The 18,114-nt window shown below is 53.5% G+C and carries 18 protein-coding genes; 15 read left to right on the top strand and 3 right to left on the bottom strand.

The genetic code is table 11. The annotated features are described in order from the left end of the window. Positions 1 to 15: 15 nt before the first annotated feature. Both ACHZBS_RS23915 and ACHZBS_RS23920 read left to right on the top strand, forming a co-directional pair. The gene (locus ACHZBS_RS23915) at positions 16 to 1,605 is read left to right on the top strand and encodes an XrtA system polysaccharide chain length determinant (RefSeq protein ID WP_319409003.1); all 1,590 of its coding nucleotides are present in this window, start codon (positions 16 to 18) and stop codon (positions 1,603 to 1,605) included. Positions 1,606 to 1,736: 131 nt separating this feature from the next. Then, the gene (locus ACHZBS_RS23920; protein WP_319409004.1) at positions 1,737 to 2,591 is read left to right on the top strand and encodes a CpsD/CapB family tyrosine-protein kinase; all 855 of its coding nucleotides are present in this window, start codon (positions 1,737 to 1,739) and stop codon (positions 2,589 to 2,591) included. 644 nt (positions 2,592 to 3,235) lie between these two features. On the opposite strand, the gene ACHZBS_RS23925 is transcribed toward ACHZBS_RS23920, so the two are convergent. Next, positions 3,236 to 4,371, bottom strand: a protein-coding gene (locus ACHZBS_RS23925; protein WP_319409109.1) for an IS3 family transposase whose coding sequence is annotated in 2 segments (ribosomal slippage) — positions 3,236 to 4,092 and positions 4,092 to 4,371 — 1,137 coding nt in all. Because the reading frame shifts where the segments join, the coding sequence is not laid out codon by codon here. A 165-nt stretch (positions 4,372 to 4,536) separates the two neighbouring features. Between ACHZBS_RS23925 and ACHZBS_RS23930 the strand changes: the two genes are divergently transcribed. The 12 genes from ACHZBS_RS23930 (at position 4,537) to ACHZBS_RS23985 (ending at position 15,555) form a co-directional block, all read left to right on the top strand. Then, positions 4,537 to 5,556: an NAD-dependent epimerase gene (locus tag ACHZBS_RS23930; protein WP_319409005.1), complete on the top strand. Its 1,020-nt coding sequence runs from the start codon at positions 4,537 to 4,539 to the stop codon at positions 5,554 to 5,556. A gap of 50 nt (positions 5,557 to 5,606) precedes the next feature. Further along, on the top strand, positions 5,607 to 6,002 hold the full coding sequence (locus tag ACHZBS_RS23935) for a four helix bundle protein (RefSeq protein WP_319409006.1): 396 nt from the start codon (positions 5,607 to 5,609) through the stop codon (positions 6,000 to 6,002). 50 nt (positions 6,003 to 6,052) lie between these two features. Next, positions 6,053 to 6,637 carry a polysaccharide biosynthesis/export family protein gene (locus tag ACHZBS_RS23940; RefSeq protein ID WP_319409007.1) on the top strand — a complete coding sequence of 195 codons (585 nt, stop codon included), beginning with the start codon at positions 6,053 to 6,055 and terminating at the stop codon, positions 6,635 to 6,637. Positions 6,638 to 7,040: 403 nt separating this feature from the next. After that, positions 7,041 to 8,318, top strand: coding sequence for an outer membrane beta-barrel protein (locus tag ACHZBS_RS23945; protein ID WP_319409008.1), 1,278 nt, complete (start codon positions 7,041 to 7,043; stop codon positions 8,316 to 8,318). Positions 8,319 to 8,338: 20 nt separating this feature from the next. Then, the gene (gene rfbB, locus ACHZBS_RS23950; RefSeq protein WP_319409009.1) at positions 8,339 to 9,409 is read left to right on the top strand and encodes a dTDP-glucose 4,6-dehydratase; all 1,071 of its coding nucleotides are present in this window, start codon (positions 8,339 to 8,341) and stop codon (positions 9,407 to 9,409) included. After that, the gene (gene rfbA, locus ACHZBS_RS23955; protein WP_319409010.1) at positions 9,409 to 10,371 is read left to right on the top strand and encodes a glucose-1-phosphate thymidylyltransferase RfbA; all 963 of its coding nucleotides are present in this window, start codon (positions 9,409 to 9,411) and stop codon (positions 10,369 to 10,371) included. The genes rfbB and rfbA overlap by 1 nt, the downstream gene beginning before the upstream one ends. A gap of 91 nt (positions 10,372 to 10,462) precedes the next feature. Beyond that, on the top strand, positions 10,463 to 10,828 hold the full coding sequence (locus ACHZBS_RS23960) for a four helix bundle protein (RefSeq protein WP_319409011.1): 366 nt from the start codon (positions 10,463 to 10,465) through the stop codon (positions 10,826 to 10,828). 246 nt (positions 10,829 to 11,074) lie between these two features. Beyond that, entirely contained in the window at positions 11,075 to 11,620 is a 546-nt protein-coding gene (rfbC, locus tag ACHZBS_RS23965; RefSeq protein WP_319409012.1) for a dTDP-4-dehydrorhamnose 3,5-epimerase, read from the top strand. Next, complete coding sequence (gene rfbD, locus ACHZBS_RS23970) at positions 11,617 to 12,504, top strand: dTDP-4-dehydrorhamnose reductase (protein WP_319409013.1); 888 nt, start codon at positions 11,617 to 11,619, stop codon at positions 12,502 to 12,504. The genes rfbC and rfbD overlap by 4 nt, the downstream gene beginning before the upstream one ends. A 222-nt stretch (positions 12,505 to 12,726) precedes the next feature. After that, positions 12,727 to 14,073 carry a UDP-glucose/GDP-mannose dehydrogenase family protein gene (locus ACHZBS_RS23975; RefSeq protein WP_319409014.1) on the top strand — a complete coding sequence of 449 codons (1,347 nt, stop codon included), beginning with the start codon at positions 12,727 to 12,729 and terminating at the stop codon, positions 14,071 to 14,073. Positions 14,074 to 14,917: 844 nt separating this feature from the next. After that, positions 14,918 to 15,148 (top strand): type II toxin-antitoxin system VapB family antitoxin, encoded by a 231-nt coding sequence (locus ACHZBS_RS23980; RefSeq protein WP_319409015.1) that lies wholly within the window; start codon positions 14,918 to 14,920, stop codon positions 15,146 to 15,148. Beyond that, on the top strand, positions 15,145 to 15,555 hold the full coding sequence (locus ACHZBS_RS23985; protein WP_319409016.1) for a type II toxin-antitoxin system VapC family toxin: 411 nt from the start codon (positions 15,145 to 15,147) through the stop codon (positions 15,553 to 15,555). The genes ACHZBS_RS23980 and ACHZBS_RS23985 overlap by 4 nt, the downstream gene beginning before the upstream one ends. Positions 15,556 to 15,855: 300 nt before the next feature. On the opposite strand, the gene ACHZBS_RS23990 is transcribed toward ACHZBS_RS23985, so the two are convergent. Together ACHZBS_RS23990 and ACHZBS_RS23995 are read right to left on the bottom strand one after the other, a co-directional pair. Then, positions 15,856 to 16,233 (bottom strand): PIN domain-containing protein, encoded by a 378-nt coding sequence (locus ACHZBS_RS23990; RefSeq protein ID WP_319409017.1) that lies wholly within the window; start codon positions 16,231 to 16,233, stop codon positions 15,856 to 15,858. Further along, on the bottom strand, positions 16,230 to 16,427 hold the full coding sequence (locus ACHZBS_RS23995) for a type II toxin-antitoxin system VapB family antitoxin (protein ID WP_319409018.1): 198 nt from the start codon (positions 16,425 to 16,427) through the stop codon (positions 16,230 to 16,232). Before ACHZBS_RS23995 ends, ACHZBS_RS23990 begins: the two co-directional genes overlap by 4 nt. A gap of 255 nt (positions 16,428 to 16,682) precedes the next feature. Here ACHZBS_RS23995 and ACHZBS_RS24000 point away from each other — a divergent pair, with 255 nt between their 5' ends. After that, the gene (locus tag ACHZBS_RS24000) at positions 16,683 to 18,005 is read left to right on the top strand and encodes an MBL fold metallo-hydrolase (RefSeq protein ID WP_319409019.1); all 1,323 of its coding nucleotides are present in this window, start codon (positions 16,683 to 16,685) and stop codon (positions 18,003 to 18,005) included. Positions 18,006 to 18,114: the final 109 nt, after the last annotated feature.

The raw sequence follows: 18,114 nt of genomic DNA on the forward strand, positions 1-18,114 counted from the left end.
CGAAAGCGGTTAATCATGCCCCCCCAACCCATACCGATGGATCCGAAAACCATCCTTGATATTGTCATCAAACGACGATGGATCGTGATGGTACCTTTTTTTCTGGCAATGGTTGTCGGCATCGTTCTTTCCGTTAAACTCCCGCGGGTTTACGAAGCCAGCACACTGATCCTGATCCAGCCTCAAAAGGTCCCTCAAAACTATGTCCAATCCATTGTTACCACCGATCCCGGAGAGCGGATCAGCACCCTCTCCCAGCAGATATTGAGCCGGACCAACCTGGAAAAGATCATCGAGGAGTTCCAGCTGTACAAGGGGCCGGAATTTGAAAACCTGTACGTGGAAGATAAAATCAACAACCTCCGCAAAAACATCTCGGTCTCGGTGTCCAACGACAAACGACGGGAGAACGACGCCTTTACCATTTCGTATCAGGGAAAGGATCCGCAACGGGTGATGCGGATTACCAATACGCTGTCCACCTTTTTCATCGATGAGAATCTTCGTCTACGGGAAGCTCAGGCGGTCGGGACCAGCGATTTTCTCGACGATGAATTGACCGTGATGAAAAAGCGCCTCGAAGAGGTGGAGACCCAGTTGAAGAATTACCGCGAAGCCTATATGGGAGAGCTTCCCGAGCAGCTTGACTCAAACCTGAGAATTCTCGACCGCCTGCAGGCGCACCTGGGCGAGATCCAGCAGAGCATGAGCGATGCCAAGATACGGCTGGCGACCCTGCAGAACGAAGCCGCCGCCTTGAAGGAGCAACCGGCCAAGGTTGTCGCGGGGGGCACCCAATCGGCCGAATCCAACGATCTCGACCAGCTGCAGGCCCAACTGGAGAACCTGCTCACCCGCTATACGGAGCGCCACCCGGATGTGCTCCGCTTGAAGGCCAGAATTGCGGACTTGCAGAAACCGTCTCAAGGCCCGCCCGCCGCCGACCAGCCCGCCGCCGACGGGCCGGCCGCCGGACAAGGCGCGTCGGCTTCGGAGTCCCCGGAAATTCGGGCGCAATACAATGAAATAATTGAAGAAATACGCAGAATCGAAAGGGACATCGCCGACACGACAGAACAGATCCGCATCTACCAGAAGCGGATTGAGAATACCCCCAAACGGGAACAGGAGCTTCTGTCCCTGAAAAGGGACTACGACAACATCCTGGCCACCCACAACTCCCTGCTGGCCCGGAAACTCGAGGCTGAAATCGCCGTCAACATGGAGCGCAAGCAGAAAGGCGAGCAGTTCCGGGTGGTGGACAGCGCCCGCCTGCCGGAAAAGCCGATCAAACCCGATATGAAAAAGCTGTTCGCCCTCGTCGTGGGGGCCGGCCTGGCCGTGGGCGGCGGCATCATTTTCCTGCTCGAGTACCTGGACAGCTCCCTCAAGCGCCCCGAGGAGATCGAATCCGATCTGAAGCTGCCGGTGCTGTGCATGATTCCCGAGATTATCAGCCGGCGGACGAGAATACTGCGCACCGTCGAGCATGTCGCCTGCGCGTGTTTTGCGTTCGCGTCGTTGGCCCTTTTCGCCGGTTTTACCGCTCTTTACCTGAAGGGGGTGGATCAGACCCTCAATGCCCTGAAAATTTGGTTGGGATGAACCGCGATAGCGAGCGAACTGAAAATAGACGTTCATCCTTACGTTGCTGCGCAGCACCGCCGTTACAGGCGGACCATTCCCCGCGGCTTGCCGCGGGGAGGGTTCAATAAACAGAAAGCCAGGTACGTGTAATGGGAAAGATCCACGAAGCATTGGGAAAATTTGAAAAACGGCAGAGTCTAAAAGTGATTTCTCAGACCCGATCCATCACCGGCAGTGCCAGGACAAAGACTGCGGGTGCAGCGGCTGCCAATCCGGGTCGTGAAGTGCGGCGCAGCGATGCCCCTCACATCGACCCCAACCTGGTCGTCTACCATGACTCCGCATCCATGGAAGCCGAGATCTTCAAGGTGTTGCGAAACAACATCCTGTTTCCCAAGGAGGGCGCGCCGCCGCCGTCGATCATGGTCACCAGCGCCGTGCCGGGAGATGGCAAATCATTCGTCGCCGGCAACCTGGCCATTAGCATCGCCCAGGGGGTTGAAGAACATGTGCTGTTGATGGATTGCGACATGCGCCGGTCCGCCATCCACCGGCAGTTCGGATTTGCCGACAATGTCCCCGGGTTGTGTGAGTACTTGTCCAAGGGCGTCGAACTCGCTTCGCTGCTTAAGAAAACGGTCGTCGATAAACTGACCATCCTGCCGGGCGGGTCGACCCCCGACAACCCCTCCGAGCTTTTGTCCAGCCAGGCGATGAAACACCTGCTCCAGCAGGTCAAGAATCGATACAGCGACCGCTTCATTATCGTCGACTCGCCGCCGCCCCAGCTGACCGCCGAAACCACGGCGCTGGCAAAATATATCGATGGGATCATTATCGTGGTGCGGTCCGGTAAAACGCCGAAAAGCATGGTGAACGATCTGGTCAACGTGCTGGGGCGGGAGAAGATTTTAGGCGTGGTGCTCAACGGCTATAAAACGCCGGTCACGGAGCGATACGGCTACGGCCGTTATAAGGAATATAAAAAAGGGTACCATAAGTGAGCCAATTTCAAAACGTCCCATTTCAGCCAATATCGGCGTTGGGCTCCCATTTCAATCCTCGACGTAGCGCGGCTACGCCTGCGGTTGAAATGATCGCCTGCCTTGATTTTGACCGAACTGAAACGTTTTGAAACAGGCTCGATAATTAATAATTTTGAATGAATAGCTGTTTGATTGGTTGAATTCGTTTAAGTGGGTTGAATTCGTCGAATTGGTTCAATGGGTTGGAAAGAAAAGCAAAAAATAGCGGTTGACTGTCCGGTAGAATGTGGATTTTTTGTTCGATGTTCGATGTTCGATGTTCGATGTTCGATGTTCGATGTTCGATGTTCGATGTTCGATGTTCGAATTTAAAATTGAAAATTCGGCATTTAAAATTGTTTGTTAAAGACTCCGGTCTTTGGCGAACGGTTATATAAAAATAATATATTTACGGTTGGTTATAAAGATTTCGATCTTGTACGCCACCATGCGGAGCTATCTTAAAAATAGTTTTTTGGTTAAATTGGTTCTATTGGTTTAATTCGTTCAGAGCATTATCCAACCAACTCAACCAACTCAACCGGAGGTGGACCCCATCGGCTGGACAGCCTGAGGGGTAGAATAAGCTATGAGCCGAGAGCTTTTTAAAAGATAAAAAGGCATCAGGCAGCCTCGGCGAAAGGATGGGGCAGACCGTAATAAACCTCATCCGGGGTTCTGTCGTCAAGGGCCGAATGGCCCCGTTCGTGATTGTAATAATCGAGCCACCGGCCCAGACCCTGCCGCAGCGCCTTACCGGTGTCGAATGCGTGCAAGTAAATGTATTGGTGTTTGAGGGTCCACCACAGCCGCTCGACGAATATATTGTCCTGGCAACGACCCCGACCATCCATACTGATGGCGACCTTGTTATCGATGAGAACCTTGGTGAACGCGTTGCTGGTAAATTGAGCCCCTTGGTCGGTATTGAAGATTTCCGGTGGCTCATAGCGGCTCAACGCCTCTTTAAGGGCATCGATACAAAAGGCGCTGTCCAGGGTGTTGGATATCCGCCAGGCGAGCACCTTGCGGCTGTGCCAGTCCATGATCGCCACCAGATACATGTACCCACTGGCCATGGGGATGAAAGTGATGTCGCTGGCCCAAACCTGATTGGTGCGACTGATGGTCATACCCCTTAGCAGATAAGGATATACCTTATGCTGGGGATGGGGGCGGCTGGTCCGCGGTTTGGGATACACCGCCTCGATACCCATTAATCGCATCAGCCGCTGAACCCGTTTGCGATTGGCTGTTATGCCCTGACGATCCAGCTGGCGGCTGATCGTTCGGCTGCCCGAGGATGGATTGGTAAGATACAGTTCGTCGATCTTGCGCATCAGTTCCAGCTCGTCTTGGCTTATGGGTATGGGTTGGTAGTAATAGGATGACCGGCTAAGATCGATTAGTTCACACTGCCGGGAAACGCTCAGCTGCCGATCCAACGGATCGATCATGGATTTACGCTGTTTGCGATTCAGCTGCTGAGCTTGCGTGCTAAAAAATCGTTTTCCACCTTGAGTTGACCGATCTGGCGGTACAGTTCGGCGGTTTGGGCATCGGCCTGTTTTCTGGATCGGTGGCTTTTATCGAAGATATCGGCTGCACCGTCGAGCATCTGCCGCTTCCAGGTGGAAATCATGGTGGGGTGAACACCAAATCGACTGGCCAACTGTGCTGCGGTTTCTTCGTTCTGAATGGCAGCCAGAGCGACCTTGGCTTTGAACTGTGGACTGTGTGATTTGCGCTTGTTACCCATCGTCAGATCCTCCTCATTTTTGGTCTGACTCATAGCTTAGCACATTGTCCAGTTTTTGGGGTCCACCGCCACCAACTCAACCAACTCAACCAACTCAACCAACTCAAACAACTCAAACAACTCAACCAATTCAAACAACTCAACCAATTCAACAAAGGTTCTAACATGCATCTGGAATTCAAAAACGCCCTGGTTACCGGTGCGGCCGGCTTCATCGGCTTTCACCTGTCCAAAAGACTCCTCGATGAAGGATACCGGGTCGTCGGGGTGGACATTCTCAACGACTACTACGACCCGCAGCTGAAACACGATCGCTTGGCCATATTGAACGCTTATCCGTCGTTTTCCTTTCACCGGACCGACATTTCGCAGGCCGCCGACTTCGAAGCGATCTTCAAGGAGAACACCATCGAGGTAGTGGTGAACCTCGCCGCACAGGCCGGTGTGAGATATTCGCTGACCAATCCCCAGGCCTATGTCGACTCCAACCTGGTGGGGTTCGTCAACGTGCTCGAATGCTGCCGGCATCACGGGGTCAAACACCTGGTCTTCGCCTCCTCCAGTTCGGTTTACGGGGCCAACACGAACATGCCGTTTTCCGTGCATCACAACGTGGACCACCCGGTCTCGCTGTACGCCGCCTCCAAAAAATCAAACGAATTGATGGCCCACACTTACAGCCACCTGTTCGGGTTGGCCTGCACCGGGCTGCGGTTCTTTACGGTATACGGCCCGTGGGGCCGGCCGGACATGGCCCTGTTCCTGTTTACCAAAGCTATATTGGCCGGCAAGCCCATCGATGTCTTCAATCACGGCAAAATGAAGCGTGATTTCACCTATATCGACGATATCGTCGAAGGCGTGGTGCGGGTGATGAAAAGACGACCCGATCCCAACTCGGCCTGGAGCGGTGATTCACCGGACCCCGGCTCCTCCTACGTCAATTACAAGATTTACAACATCGGCAACAACCAGCCGGTTGAACTGCTCGATTTCATCAGTGCCATCGAAGCCGTCCTGGGAAAAACCGCCATCAAAAACTTCATGGACCTCCAACCCGGTGACGTGCCGGCCACCTATGCCGACGTCAATGACCTGATCAGGGATGTGGACTTTAAACCGGAAACCTCCATAGCCGAAGGTATTGGCCGGTTTGTGGAGTGGTATAGGGGTTATTATTGTTAGTTGGTTGAATTAGTTGGTTAGTTTGATTCGTTCAGATAATTGGAGCGTTCGTGGCGACAATAAAGCGTTTTGAGGATCTTGATTGCTGGAAAGAGGCAAGATCTTTTGTCGGGATTATCTACAGGTTGACGAAAAACAAGCCCTTTACTAAAGACTTTGATTTGATCAGCCAGATAAGGAGAAGTGCGGTTTCGTCAATGGCCAATACCGCTGAAGGTTTCCATCGAAGCAGTTCAAAAGACTTTCTAAAATTTCTTGATTATTCTCGATCTTCTATTGCCGAAACTTTAAGCCATGCTTATGTGGCGCTTGATCAGAACTATATCAGTGAAAATGAAATGAATGAGTTAAAACTATCAGGAAATACAGTCTGGAAGAAAGTTAACGGTTTGATCGCCTATCTCAAACGCTGTCAGCAAACTAATAATGCAAATAAAACGAACTAACCAATTCAACAAATCAAACAAATAAAACCAACTGAACAATGGAGTCAAAAATGCCAAAAAAACCTCCTATTATATTCATATTAACCATTATATTCCTCATGCTCCCTCAACTCTGTTTCTCCCAGAGCAACCTGTCGGCAGAACCCACGGATTCCTATATAATCGGCAATGGGGACGTCCTGGAGATCGTAACCTGGAAGGAACCCGACTTTTCCAGAAACGAGATTGTCGTCCGCCTGGACGGCAAAATTTCCTTCCCATTGCTGGATGACCTCGTCGCCGCCGGCAGAACGCCGACGGAACTCAAGGTGGACATCCAAAGGCGACTCAAGGATTTCGTCGCCGATCCCAACGTGACCGTGAGCGTCAAAAACGGCGCCAGCAAACGCTTTTACATTTTGGGCGAAGTGATCAAGACGGGAGAGTATCCCCTGGTCAAGCATCTGACCGTCCTGCAGGCCTTCGCCATCGCCGGTGGCTTTACCGAATGGGCCTCCAAAAAAGAGATCATCGTCTTTCGCCGGGAGGGGGGCGAGGAGACGGTGATCCGCATCGACTACAAAGATATCGTCAGGGGCAGGGACTTCAGTCAGAATGTCGAGATCAAGGCGGACGATACGATTATCGTTCCGTAGAAAATGGTTGGTTAGTTGGTTAGTTGGTTTGATTGGTTAGTTGGTTTGATTGGTTCAATTTGTTGGATTTAAAATAAATAGCTGTTGACCGAACGGTAGCATGTCTATTTCTTTTTGTTCGATGTTCGATGTTCGATGTTCGATGTTCGATGTTCGATGTTCGATGTTCGATGTTCGATGTTCGATGTTCGATGTTCGATGTTCGATGTTCGACGTTCGACGTTGGACGTTGGACGTTGGACGTTGGACGTTGGAAGTTCGGCATTTAAAAAGGGGTCAAGGGTTCAAGGGGTCGAGTGAAAAGAACCGACTCATTCAACCAATCCAACTAATAGAACCAACCAAACCAATCCGACTCATTTAACCAGTGGAACCAATCAAATCATCGGAAAAAGGAACATCCATGGATGCAAAGCAAAGACGCTGCACCACATTGTGGAAGCTGACCCAGATCGCCGCCGTTTTCTTCGTCCTGTGGCCGCAGGCTGGCCATGCCTTCATGGAAATCACCCCCCGGGTGAGCGCCGGGGCAGAATATACGGACAATGTGCGGCTCGTGCCGGACAATGCGGAATCCGATGTCATCACCACGGTTACCCCCGGACTTACCCTGGACCTATCCGGACGACCCGCCGGCCTCACGCTGTCCTACGACCCGTCCTACGTCGATTATGCCGACGGCACCTATGAGGACTACTGGCGCCACCGGGCCGCGGGAACGGGGTGGTGGCAGCCGGTCAAGAGCACGCGGTTGGAATTGACCGACACCTTTCTGAAAACCGAAGACCCGATTTCAGACGAGGACCTGACCGTGCGGCGGACGCGCAACCCTTACACCCGCAACACGGTAACCGCCCGCGCGGATTATCAGTTCGGCGACGAGAACCGGGCTTATGTGGACGGGCTGCACACCTTCCTGGAGAACGAGGACCCCACCATCGAAGACAGCGAGCGCTTTGGCGGATCGGCCGGTGTGGCCTACTGGTTCAACGTCCGCTGGGGGGTGGATGTGGATGGCGAATACTACCGGGCCGAATACGAGGAGTCCGAGGATTTTACGGACCTGGTGGGCCGCCTGCGCCTCAATCACCGCTTCAATCCCCATTTCACCGGGTTCGTCGGATATGCGCACACCTTCCATGACAACGATGACGACAGCGATGACTTTCAGATCTACGATGGCTCCATCGGCTTCGACTACGCCATCAGCAAGAGCATGGATCTGGGGATGAGCGTGCACTATTTCGTGCGCGACTTCGAGGACAGCCATGACCAGTCGGAGACGCCGGTGAACCTCAGTTTGTCCAAGCGGTTCCAGAGCGGGTCCATCAGTCTCGACGGGGAAGGCGGGTACAACTACACGACGACCAGCGCGGAGAACCTGGGGTATTACACCTACTATCAGGGCGGGCTCTCGGCCGACTACGCCTTCACGCGGCGCCTGACCGGGGATGCCAACGCCCTGTATGCCTATCGCGATTACAAAGACACCCTGCCGGCACGCGAAGACGATGTATTCCGGGCCGGGTGCGGCCTCTCGTTTCAATTGCTGCGGTGGCTTTCCATGCGCGCCGGCTACCAGTACCGGACGGTCAACTCCACCGAGGATGTCAACGACTACAAGGAAAACCGCGTGTCCCTGCAATTTACGGTGCGGCCTGAGCAGCCGTTTAGACTATAAAGGACCGATAATTTCATAAAATGAATACCCAGCCGACCATTATCGTTACCGGAGGTGCCGGATTCATCGGCGCCAACTTCGTTCACACCTGGCTGGGGACGGGCAAAGGCCTTGTCGTCAACCTGGACAAACTGACCTACGCCGGCAACCCGGAAAACCTGGCGCCATTGGCGGACAACCCGAGCCACATCTTTGTGAAGGGGGACATCGGTGACCGCCGGCTGGTTGCATCGCTGCTCGAAGAACATAGACCATGGGCGATTGTCAACTTTGCCGCCGAGAGCCACGTGGACCGGTCTATTTCCTCTCCGGATGACTTTATCCGGACCAACCTGGTCGGCACCTTCAACCTGCTCGAGCAGGTGCGCCACCACTGGGAGAGCCTTGGACCGGATGACCGGTCCGCATTCCGCTTCCTGCACGTGTCCACCGACGAGGTGTACGGCTCACTCGAAAAAGACGATCCGGCCTTCTCGGAGACCACACCCTACTCGCCCAACAGCCCTTACTCGGCCTCCAAGGCGGGCTCTGACCATCTGGTCAGGGCCTACCACCACACCTATGGCCTGCCGGTCCTGACGACCAACTGCTCCAACAATTACGGGCCGTACCAGTTCCCGGAAAAGCTGATCCCCCTGGTCATTCACCATGCGCTGAACTGCCGGCCGATACCGGTCTACGGCGATGGGGCAAACATCCGCGACTGGCTGTACGTGAAGGACCACTGCCGGGCGATCATGGCGGTTCTGGAAAAGGGCCGGCCCGGTGAGGTTTACAACATCGGCGGGAACAGCGAGAAGACCAACCTGGATGTAGTCAACACCATCTGCACCATTCTGGACGAGGTGACCGGGGACCGGAACCGCCGGGATACCCTGGTCACCTTCGTCACGGACCGGCCCGGCCACGATCGGCGATACGCCATTGACGCGTCGAAGATAAAGGCCGAGATCGGGTGGACGCCGGAGGAATCCTTTGAAACCGGCATCCGCAAGACCGTGCAGTGGTACCTGGACAATGCCCAGTGGGTGGAAAACGTCACCAGCGGTGCCTACCAATCCTGGATCGAAACCAACTACGGGAAACGATAATGCAAAAAAAGCGCAAAGGAATCGTCCTTGCCGGCGGCAGCGGCACCCGGCTCCACCCCATCACCATCGCCATATCCAAGCAGTTGCTGCCGATCTACGACAAACCCATGATCTATTATCCGCTGACCACCCTCATGCTGGCCGGCATCCGGGATATCCTGGTCATCTCGACCCCCCAGGACACCCCGCGCTTCGAGCAACTGCTGGGAGACGGCAGTCAATGGGGAATCAGCATCGCCTATGCGGTTCAGCCCCGACCGGAAGGGCTTGCCCAGGCATTTATCATCGGCAGCGATTTTATCGGCTCGCATCCCAGCGCGCTGGTCCTGGGGGACAATATCTTTCATGGGCACGATCTTTCCAGGCACCTGTCGACGGTCAATCGAAAATCGGATACCTCGACGATTTTTGCCTACCAGGTGACCGATCCCCAGCGATACGGCGTGGTGACCTTTGATCAAAACAGCAAGGTGATCGGCATCGAGGAGAAGCCCAAGCACCCACAATCGGATTTTGCCGTCACCGGCCTTTACTTTTACGATCATCAGGTGGTCGAGATCGCCAGGGATATCCGGCCCTCGGCACGCGGTGAGCTGGAAATTACCGACGTGAATCAACGCTATCTCGATCTGGGAAATCTGGAAGTTTCGCTGATGGGAAGAGGGTATGCCTGGCTGGATACGGGGACCCACGCGTCATTGTTGGAAGCTGCCCGGTTTGTGGAAATCCTGGAGCGCCGGCAGGGGCTGAAAATCGCCTGCCCGGAGGAGATCGCCTGGCGGTCGGGCTACATTACCGATGAACAGCTCGAGACGATCGGCAATTCCATGGGCAAAAACGGGTATGGGCAATATCTGTTGAAAATCCTGAAAAAGAAATCGGTGCCTTCTGCCCGTTTAGGTTCCGTTTCTCTTGAAAACCAGAGCCTGCCCGGCGTCAGCAATGGCGCGGTTGACGGGTAGTCGGGGCGAGGGAGGATAGGCGATGGGCTGAAGGTAAAAAAGATGAACGTCGAACATCGAACGTCCAACGTCGAATGGTGAATGTTAAAAGATGAAGAAGCCGGCATATGATCTGGAGGAAAGACTTCTCGAATATTCGGTGAAAATAATAAAGATCGTTGAACAACTCCCAAAAACCAGGACTGGCAACCATGTCGCCGGGCAATTGTTAAGATCGGGAACGTCGGCCTATCCAAACCATGGAGAGGCCCAGGCCGCCGAGTCACCCAAAGATTTTATCCATAAACTGCGTATCTCATTAAAGGAACTTCGGGAAACCCAAAGGTGGTTGAGATTGGTCCAGCGTGTGCCGCTGATTAAAAATCCTGAATTTTCAGTTGGAATTGTTATGGAAACAGAGGAATTGATAAAGATTTTTGTAGCCAGCATCAAAACAGCCGAGATGAAAAAGAAATAGCAGTTGTGTTGAGCGGTTTTTTTATTTGGTGTTCGCTTTTTAATTGGTCCTTGATTCGATTTTCCATGTTGGAAGTTCATCATTTTCAAGCGGTTGCTCTTTCATTCGATGTTCGATGTTGGACGTTCGATGTTCGACGTTCGTCTTTACTAAAACGTTCGATGTTCGATGTTCGATGCTCTTCCTACATTCCACAGCCTAACCCCCCACAGCCAAACTAATCGAACCAACCAAACTAACGACGCTATGAAAATCACACCCACAGCGATTCCGGATGTCCTCCTCATCGAGCCAACCGTCTTCGGTGACAGCCGGGGCTTTTTTTTCGAAAGCTACAATCAAAAAAAGTTTGTGGAGATGACCGGATTGCCGGTCGCTTTTGTTCAGGACAATCATTCACGATCCCAAAAGCACGTGCTTCGCGGCCTTCACTATCAGATCCGGCAGCCCCAGGGAAAACTGGTGCGCGTCATCAGCGGCGAAGTCTTCGATGTGGCCGTCGATATCCGCCGGTCATCGCCGACCTTCGGAATATGGGTCGGCGACTATTTGACGGCTGAAAACAAAAAACAGATGTGGGTGCCCCATGGATTCGCCCACGGGTTTCTCGTTTTAAGTGATGTGGCCGAGTTTTTATATAAAACCACGGATTACTGGGCGCCTGAGCACGAACGGTGCATTCGCTGGAACGATTCCGCGTTGAACGTCCGGTGGCCGCTAAAAGGCAGCCCGCTGGTTTCCGAAAAGGATGCGAATGGGGTTTTATTCCAGGATGCCGAGGTATTCCCATGAAGGCACTGATCATCGGTGGTAAAGGGCAGTTGGGCACCACCCTCACGCAAACGGTTCCCCAATCCATTGCCTGCCGGTCGCTCGATCTGCCGGAAATTGACATTACGGATGCGAACGCGGTCGAGGCCGTCGTCACAGACGAAAAACCCGATGTGATCATCAACGCCTCGGCCTATACGGCCGTGGACCGGGCAGAAGAAGAGGTTGACCTTGCCTTTGCCGTCAATGCGACCGGGCCTAAAAACATTGCCCGGGCGGCCAGGCAAACCGGCGCTCGCCTGATTCATGTGTCCACGGATTACGTGTTCGACGGGACCGCCTGCACCCCCTACCCGCCGGAGGCGCCCTGCAGCCCGCTAGGCGTTTACGGCAAATCCAAACACCAGGGCGAGATCGCCGTCCTGGATGTCATCGACGATCCCGTTATTATCCGGACATCCTGGCTTTACAGCCGATACGGAAATAATTTTGTTCTCACCATGCTCCGCTTCATGAACGATCGGGACGAACTGCGGGTGGTGGCCGACCAGGTCGGCGCCCCGACCTGGGCCTCGACCCTGGCTGAGGCCATCTGGGCAGCGGTCGGTAAGGAGAATTTAAAAGGAATTTTTCATTGGTCGGACGCGGGTGTGACAAGCTGGTACGATTTTGCCGTTGCCATCCAGGAGGAGGCGCTGGCCCGCGGAATGGTGAACCGCAGCATCCCCATCCATCCCATCACGACCGCCGACTATCCCACGCTGACCACGCGACCGCCATACAGCGTGCTGAATTGCACCGCCTCGTGGCGTGACTTTGATGTCGCCCCGCTGCAATGGCGCGTCGCCCTGCGGCAGATGCTGGATCAGGGGGTTGGACTGAAGGCTTTAGGCTGTGGGCGATGATGAAGGGACGAACATTGAACATCGAACGTCCAACGTCGAATGGTGAACGGGAAAAACCGATGACAATGGGCGAGGGGAAAAAACTTGTTTAGTTGGTTCGATTTGTTTTGTTGGTTTTATTGGTTGGAACAGATGATTTCACCGAACCAACCAAACCAACAAAACTAATTCAACCAATCTAACTAATCAAACCAATCCAACCAACCAACAAAGGAACTAATTTTGAACATTTGCATTATCGGAACCGGATACGTCGGCCTCGTGGCCGCCGCCTGCCTGGCGGAAATGGGCAACGATGTCGTCTGCATCGATGTCAACCCAAAGATCATCGACCGGCTCAAAGCGGGCAAGGTGCACATCTTCGAACCGGGCCTGGAATCGCTGGTCACCCGCAACATCGCCGAAGGCCGCCTGACTTTCAGCACCGATCTGGCCGAAGGCATGCAGGACGCCTTGTTCGTCTTCAGCTGCGTGGGCACGCCGTCGCTGCCGGACGGGTCGTGCGACCTCTCCTATGTGGACCAAGTGGCCGCTCAGATCGGCCGAATCATCGACGACTACAAGATCATCGTCAACAAGTCCACCGTCCCCGTGGGTACGGCCGATCGGGTCAAGGGGATCATCGCCGAGGAGCTAAAGGCAAGGGGCGTGTCGGTGGAGTTCGACGTGGTTTCCAACCCGGAATTTCTCAAGGAGGGCGACGCGGTCAACGATTTTCTGAAGCCCGACCGCGTGATCGTGGGCACGGACAACGTGCGCACGGCCAAACTGCTGGAAACCCTCTACGCTCCCTTTGCCCGCAGCCGGGACAAGATGATCGTCATGGGGGTTCGCAGCGCTGAGATGACCAAGTATGCGGCCAACTGCATGCTGGCCACCAAGATATCCTTCATGAACGAAGTGGCCAATATCTGCGAGACGGTGGGCGCGGACGTGCGCGAAGTCCGGGCCGGCATCGGTTCCGACCGGCGCATCGGCTATCACTTCATTTACCCGGGAGTGGGCTACGGCGGGTCGTGCTTTCCCAAGGATGTGCGCGCACTGATCAACACGGCCCGGGAATACGGCTGCACCCCCACTCTCGTGGAGGCCGTGGACGCGGTCAACAACCGCCAGAAAGGCATGCTGGCGGAAAAGATCAAGCGATACTTCAAGGAGAAGGGCGGCATCCAAGGCAGGACGCTGGCCCTGTGGGGTCTGGCCTTCAAGGCCAACACCGATGACATGCGCGAATCCGCGGCCCTGGACACGATCCGGTCGCTCACCGACGCCGGCATGACCGTCCGGGCCTATGACCCCGTGGCCGGTGACAATGCCCGGAGCATTCTGCGGGACAACGCGTCGGTCACGGTGATGGACAACCAGTACGACCCCGTCGACGGCGCCGACGCCCTGGCCGTGGTCACCGACTGGAACCAGTTCCGCAACCCGGACTTCACCCGCATCAAAAAGATGCTGCGCCACGCGGTGGTCTTCGACGGCCGGAATCTCTTCTCCCGGTCCTTCATGAAGGAGATGGGCTTTTCCTACATCAGTGTGGGGCGGCAGCCGATCATCGCTGAGAGCTGACAGCGATGAAAATTATAAATTTTGAATTGTTAATTTTGATGGACCCGCGAAAAGTCGAATTCTTCTCTTTAGGGTCATCCCCGCGCAGGCGGGGATCCACAAGTTTTAGGTAAATACAGACTCCCGCCTTCGCGGGAGTGGCACGGATTGAGACTTGTTACTGGACCATCAATTTTAATTTGCCACCCAGAATTAAAAAATCAGACAGCACTTTAACCCATTCAGGTCATTTTTCTGACATAATGAATAACCCCGAACAGCAAAATCACCGATAAAAAATCTTAACCTTACATAAACACAAGGTATTTAAATATATTAAAAACGGCACACCACATGCAGTCAGCATCTTCGAACACGGAAAAACCTCACCCTTTAAAGCCCTTGTACTTGGCAATGCGGAGCTATGGGTTATAGGCGATGGGCGAGGGGCGAGGGGAAGCTGCGAAGAGCGGCAGTCGGGAAGCGATGAACATCGGGTTAGGAACAGAAGTCAGAAGTCAGGAGTCAGAAGCCAGAATGAAAAAACGAACGCCGAATGATGTGTTCGCTCCGCTCCGCCTGAAAATACTTTAAAATATTTAACTACCTTAATTAACAATTTAAAATTCAACATTTTTAACCAGTGAAATTTCTGAAAGGAAGAAGCATAGCGAATTTCACCAGGTCAAAATTACTTTTCAGTCTCTCGCAGAGTCGCAGAGAACGCAGAGAGACCCATGTTTGACGGGCTTCGCCCGGGAACTGGCAATAAACACGGTTAAGCATCCCCTTTAAGTTGACAATAAAAATAAAATATATACATATATGTATATACATAAACGATATGCAATCATGTGAGGAACATATGGATACCGCAAAAATATTTAAGAGCGGCAATTCCCAAGCGGTGCGATTGCCCAAGGCCTATCAGTTTGATACGACGGAGGTACAGATTTTCCGCCGGGGTGATGAAATCATTTTAAAACGCAAGCCTCAGAATTTGGCAAAAGCCTTCGAACTGTTGACCGGAATGTCTGACGATTTCATGCAGGGTGGTCGCTGCCAGCCATCTATCCAGGACCGGGAACCGCTATGACGGTCATGCTGGACACGGATATCTGCATCTATACAATCAAGCGCAAGCCGATCCGTGTGTTGAAACGGCTAGAAACCTACCAACCCGGCATGGTGGTCATGTCCGTCATCACGTTTGCTGAATTAATTAATGGAGCTAAAAAAAGCCAGTACGTGGAAGAAAACCTCAGGCGGCTAAACGCATTGAGCGATCTTATCGACGTTCTTCCTTTTGAAAAGGATGCGGCCATGGCATACGGTGATATCCGTTCAGACTTGGAGAAGCGGGGGCTGATAATTGGTGGCAATGATCTGCTCATAGCCGCCCATGCACTGAGCTTGAACATCACGCTGGTGACCAACAACCTAAAGGAGTTCGGCCGGGTGAATGGATTAATGATTGAAAATTGGGCGGAAGGGGAAGGGTGAAAAAAACGAACGTCGAACATCGAACGTCCAATGTCGAATGATGGGATCGCTTGGCTTCATCGTTTGATAAAAAACAATCTCTCGCAGAGCCGCAGAGAACGCAGAGAGGAAGATCAGGGTATAGTGGGCTTCGCCCAATAATGAGGAACAAATCGTTTAAATATCTTTCATTTGATTTCCCTCTCAGAAACCAAACCCCTCCGCGTCTCTGTGTTCTCGAGCGCAGCGGGCGTGAGAAAAAACATTGACCGATGGTGGACGTTTGACGCTTGCTTCAACCCACAACATACACTCCACGACCTAATACAGTTTGATGTGGACGATTTTCTGGATCAACGCAAAATGGCGATCCAGTGAATAAAGCAGGCAGCGGCGCTGCACTGCATTTTGGGCGATGATTAAATCCGGGATGCCGATACCATTCAGGCCTTGCTTCAAGCATTGGTATTGCCAATCGATGAGTTGATCCCAATGAATTGTCAATTCGGTTCTCTCAATGGCATTGAGCAGCTCAATAATTCTGGATTGATTGCGCAATTTAAGGAAGGGGACGAGTTCGCAAAGGATCGGATCGTTGATCACGACGATGTTTTCATCGATCAACCCGTCTAGCCTGTCATCGTCCCTTCCTGTTCGAAAATAGTCTATCCAAACCGAAGAATCGACCAAAACCTTCATGAACGGCCTCTTAACACGTCCAGATCAATATCCAGATCATCCACGGTACCTTTGAACTGTTTTAATTCGACGATTTTCGATTTGCGAATCAATTCCTCCAAAGCAGTAATGATGACCTTGGTCTTGGTGCGGATATGGGTCACTTTCATGGCCTCGGTTACTAAGTCTTCGGGTAAATCAAGGGTTGTCCTCATGATGGCCTCCTTTTATGCATTATTCTAACAATCGATGCATAAATATGTCAAGCGCAGCCCCGCAATGCGGGATAAGCTGGGCGAGAGAGAAGGGCAATGTTAAATGGTGAATGGTGAATTTTGAATAAATGGTCTGAAATCGTTCTAAATTAAGAATTTAAAACTAAAAATTCAAAATTATTCTTTTTTGTCCGTGAATGTTCGTGTGCGTCTGTGGCTAATTCAAAAATTAATAATCATTACAAAATAACCCACTTGGGTGCCGAAAACAGCGTCACCGGTTCCTGCCATTTGCTGCAGGCCGGTGGGCTGACCATCATGGTCGACTGCGGTCTGGCCCAGGGGGGCGACACCGTTGCGGCCATGGACGACTGGCCGGTATCGCCGCCCACGATCGATTACCTGTTTTTGACCCATGCCCACATCGACCACATCGGGCGTGTGCCCGAACTGATCCGGAAGGGCTTCAACGGTGAGATCATCTGCTCGCACCCGACCAAGGCCCTGCTGGTTCCCATGCTGGCCGATGCCATGAAATTTTCGGGTCTGCCCAAACCGGAGGCCGCCCGCCTCCAGAAGCAGGTCGACGATCTCTCCTGGGGCTTTGAATTCGGCCAGTCCTTCGATCTGCAAAAGGGCGTATCCTTCAAGATGGGACGGGCAGGGCACATTTTAGGATCGGCCTTCGTGCGCTTCGAGGACGCCGGCAGCGGCGCGTCGGTACTTTTTTCCGGGGATCTCGGCGCGGCGGACACGCCCATCCTCCGTGATCCCGAGGCACCGGACACGGCCGACCTGGTGGTCATGGAATCGACCTACGGCGACCGGCTTCACGATCCCAGGGACCAGCGGATCCGGCAGCTGGGAGAAATTCTCACCCGCGCCCTGGCCGACAACGGCAAGGTGTTCATTCCGGCCTTTTCTCTGGGACGCACCCAGGAGCTGATCTATGAAATCGACCGCATCTTTTCCGATCCCGGCTATCGCGGCATGTTTCCTCGTCTTCAGGGCAACAAGCGCCCGCCGGTCTTCGTCGATTCGCCGTTGGGGTTGACGATCACCCGGATTTATGCCGGCCTGTCCGCATACTGGGACCAAGAGGCCCGCGCCTTGAATGAACGCGGCGACCACCCCCTCGACTTCAAGGGGTTGATTGCGATGGAGGACCACCGTGATCACCTGAAGGTTTGCGATATGAACGGCCCGGCCATTATCCTGGCCGGCAGCGGCATGTGCACCGGCGGCCGCATTGTCGACCACCTGCAAAAGGGCATCGACGATCCCAGGAACGACGTTCTCTTCGTCGGCTACCAGGCCCAGGGTACGCCCGGCCGGGCCATCCAGAAATATTGCCGGCGTCCCGGCGGTTATATCGATCTTGACGGTGTGCGCAAAACCATCAAGGCCCGGGTCCACACCCTGTCCGGCTACTCCGCCCACGCCGACCAACAGGGCCTGGTCGATTGGATCGAATCCATGCCTGCCAAGCCCGGCGCCGTCAAGCTGGTGCATGGGGAAACAACCGCGCGAACCACGTTGGCAGAGATTCTGGAAAAAAGGGGATACGAGGTAGGGTAGGCTATGGGCTATAGGCTGTGGGAGGAGATTTGGGGGATCATTCGTAATTGAAAGCGTTTACACTGGCAGAAATAGACATGAAATTTTATGACAAGTCGACTAAGTCACC

The sequence above is a fragment of the uncultured Desulfosarcina sp. genome (assembly GCF_963664155.2).
GTDB lineage: Bacteria > Desulfobacterota > Desulfobacteria > Desulfobacterales > Desulfosarcinaceae > Desulfosarcina.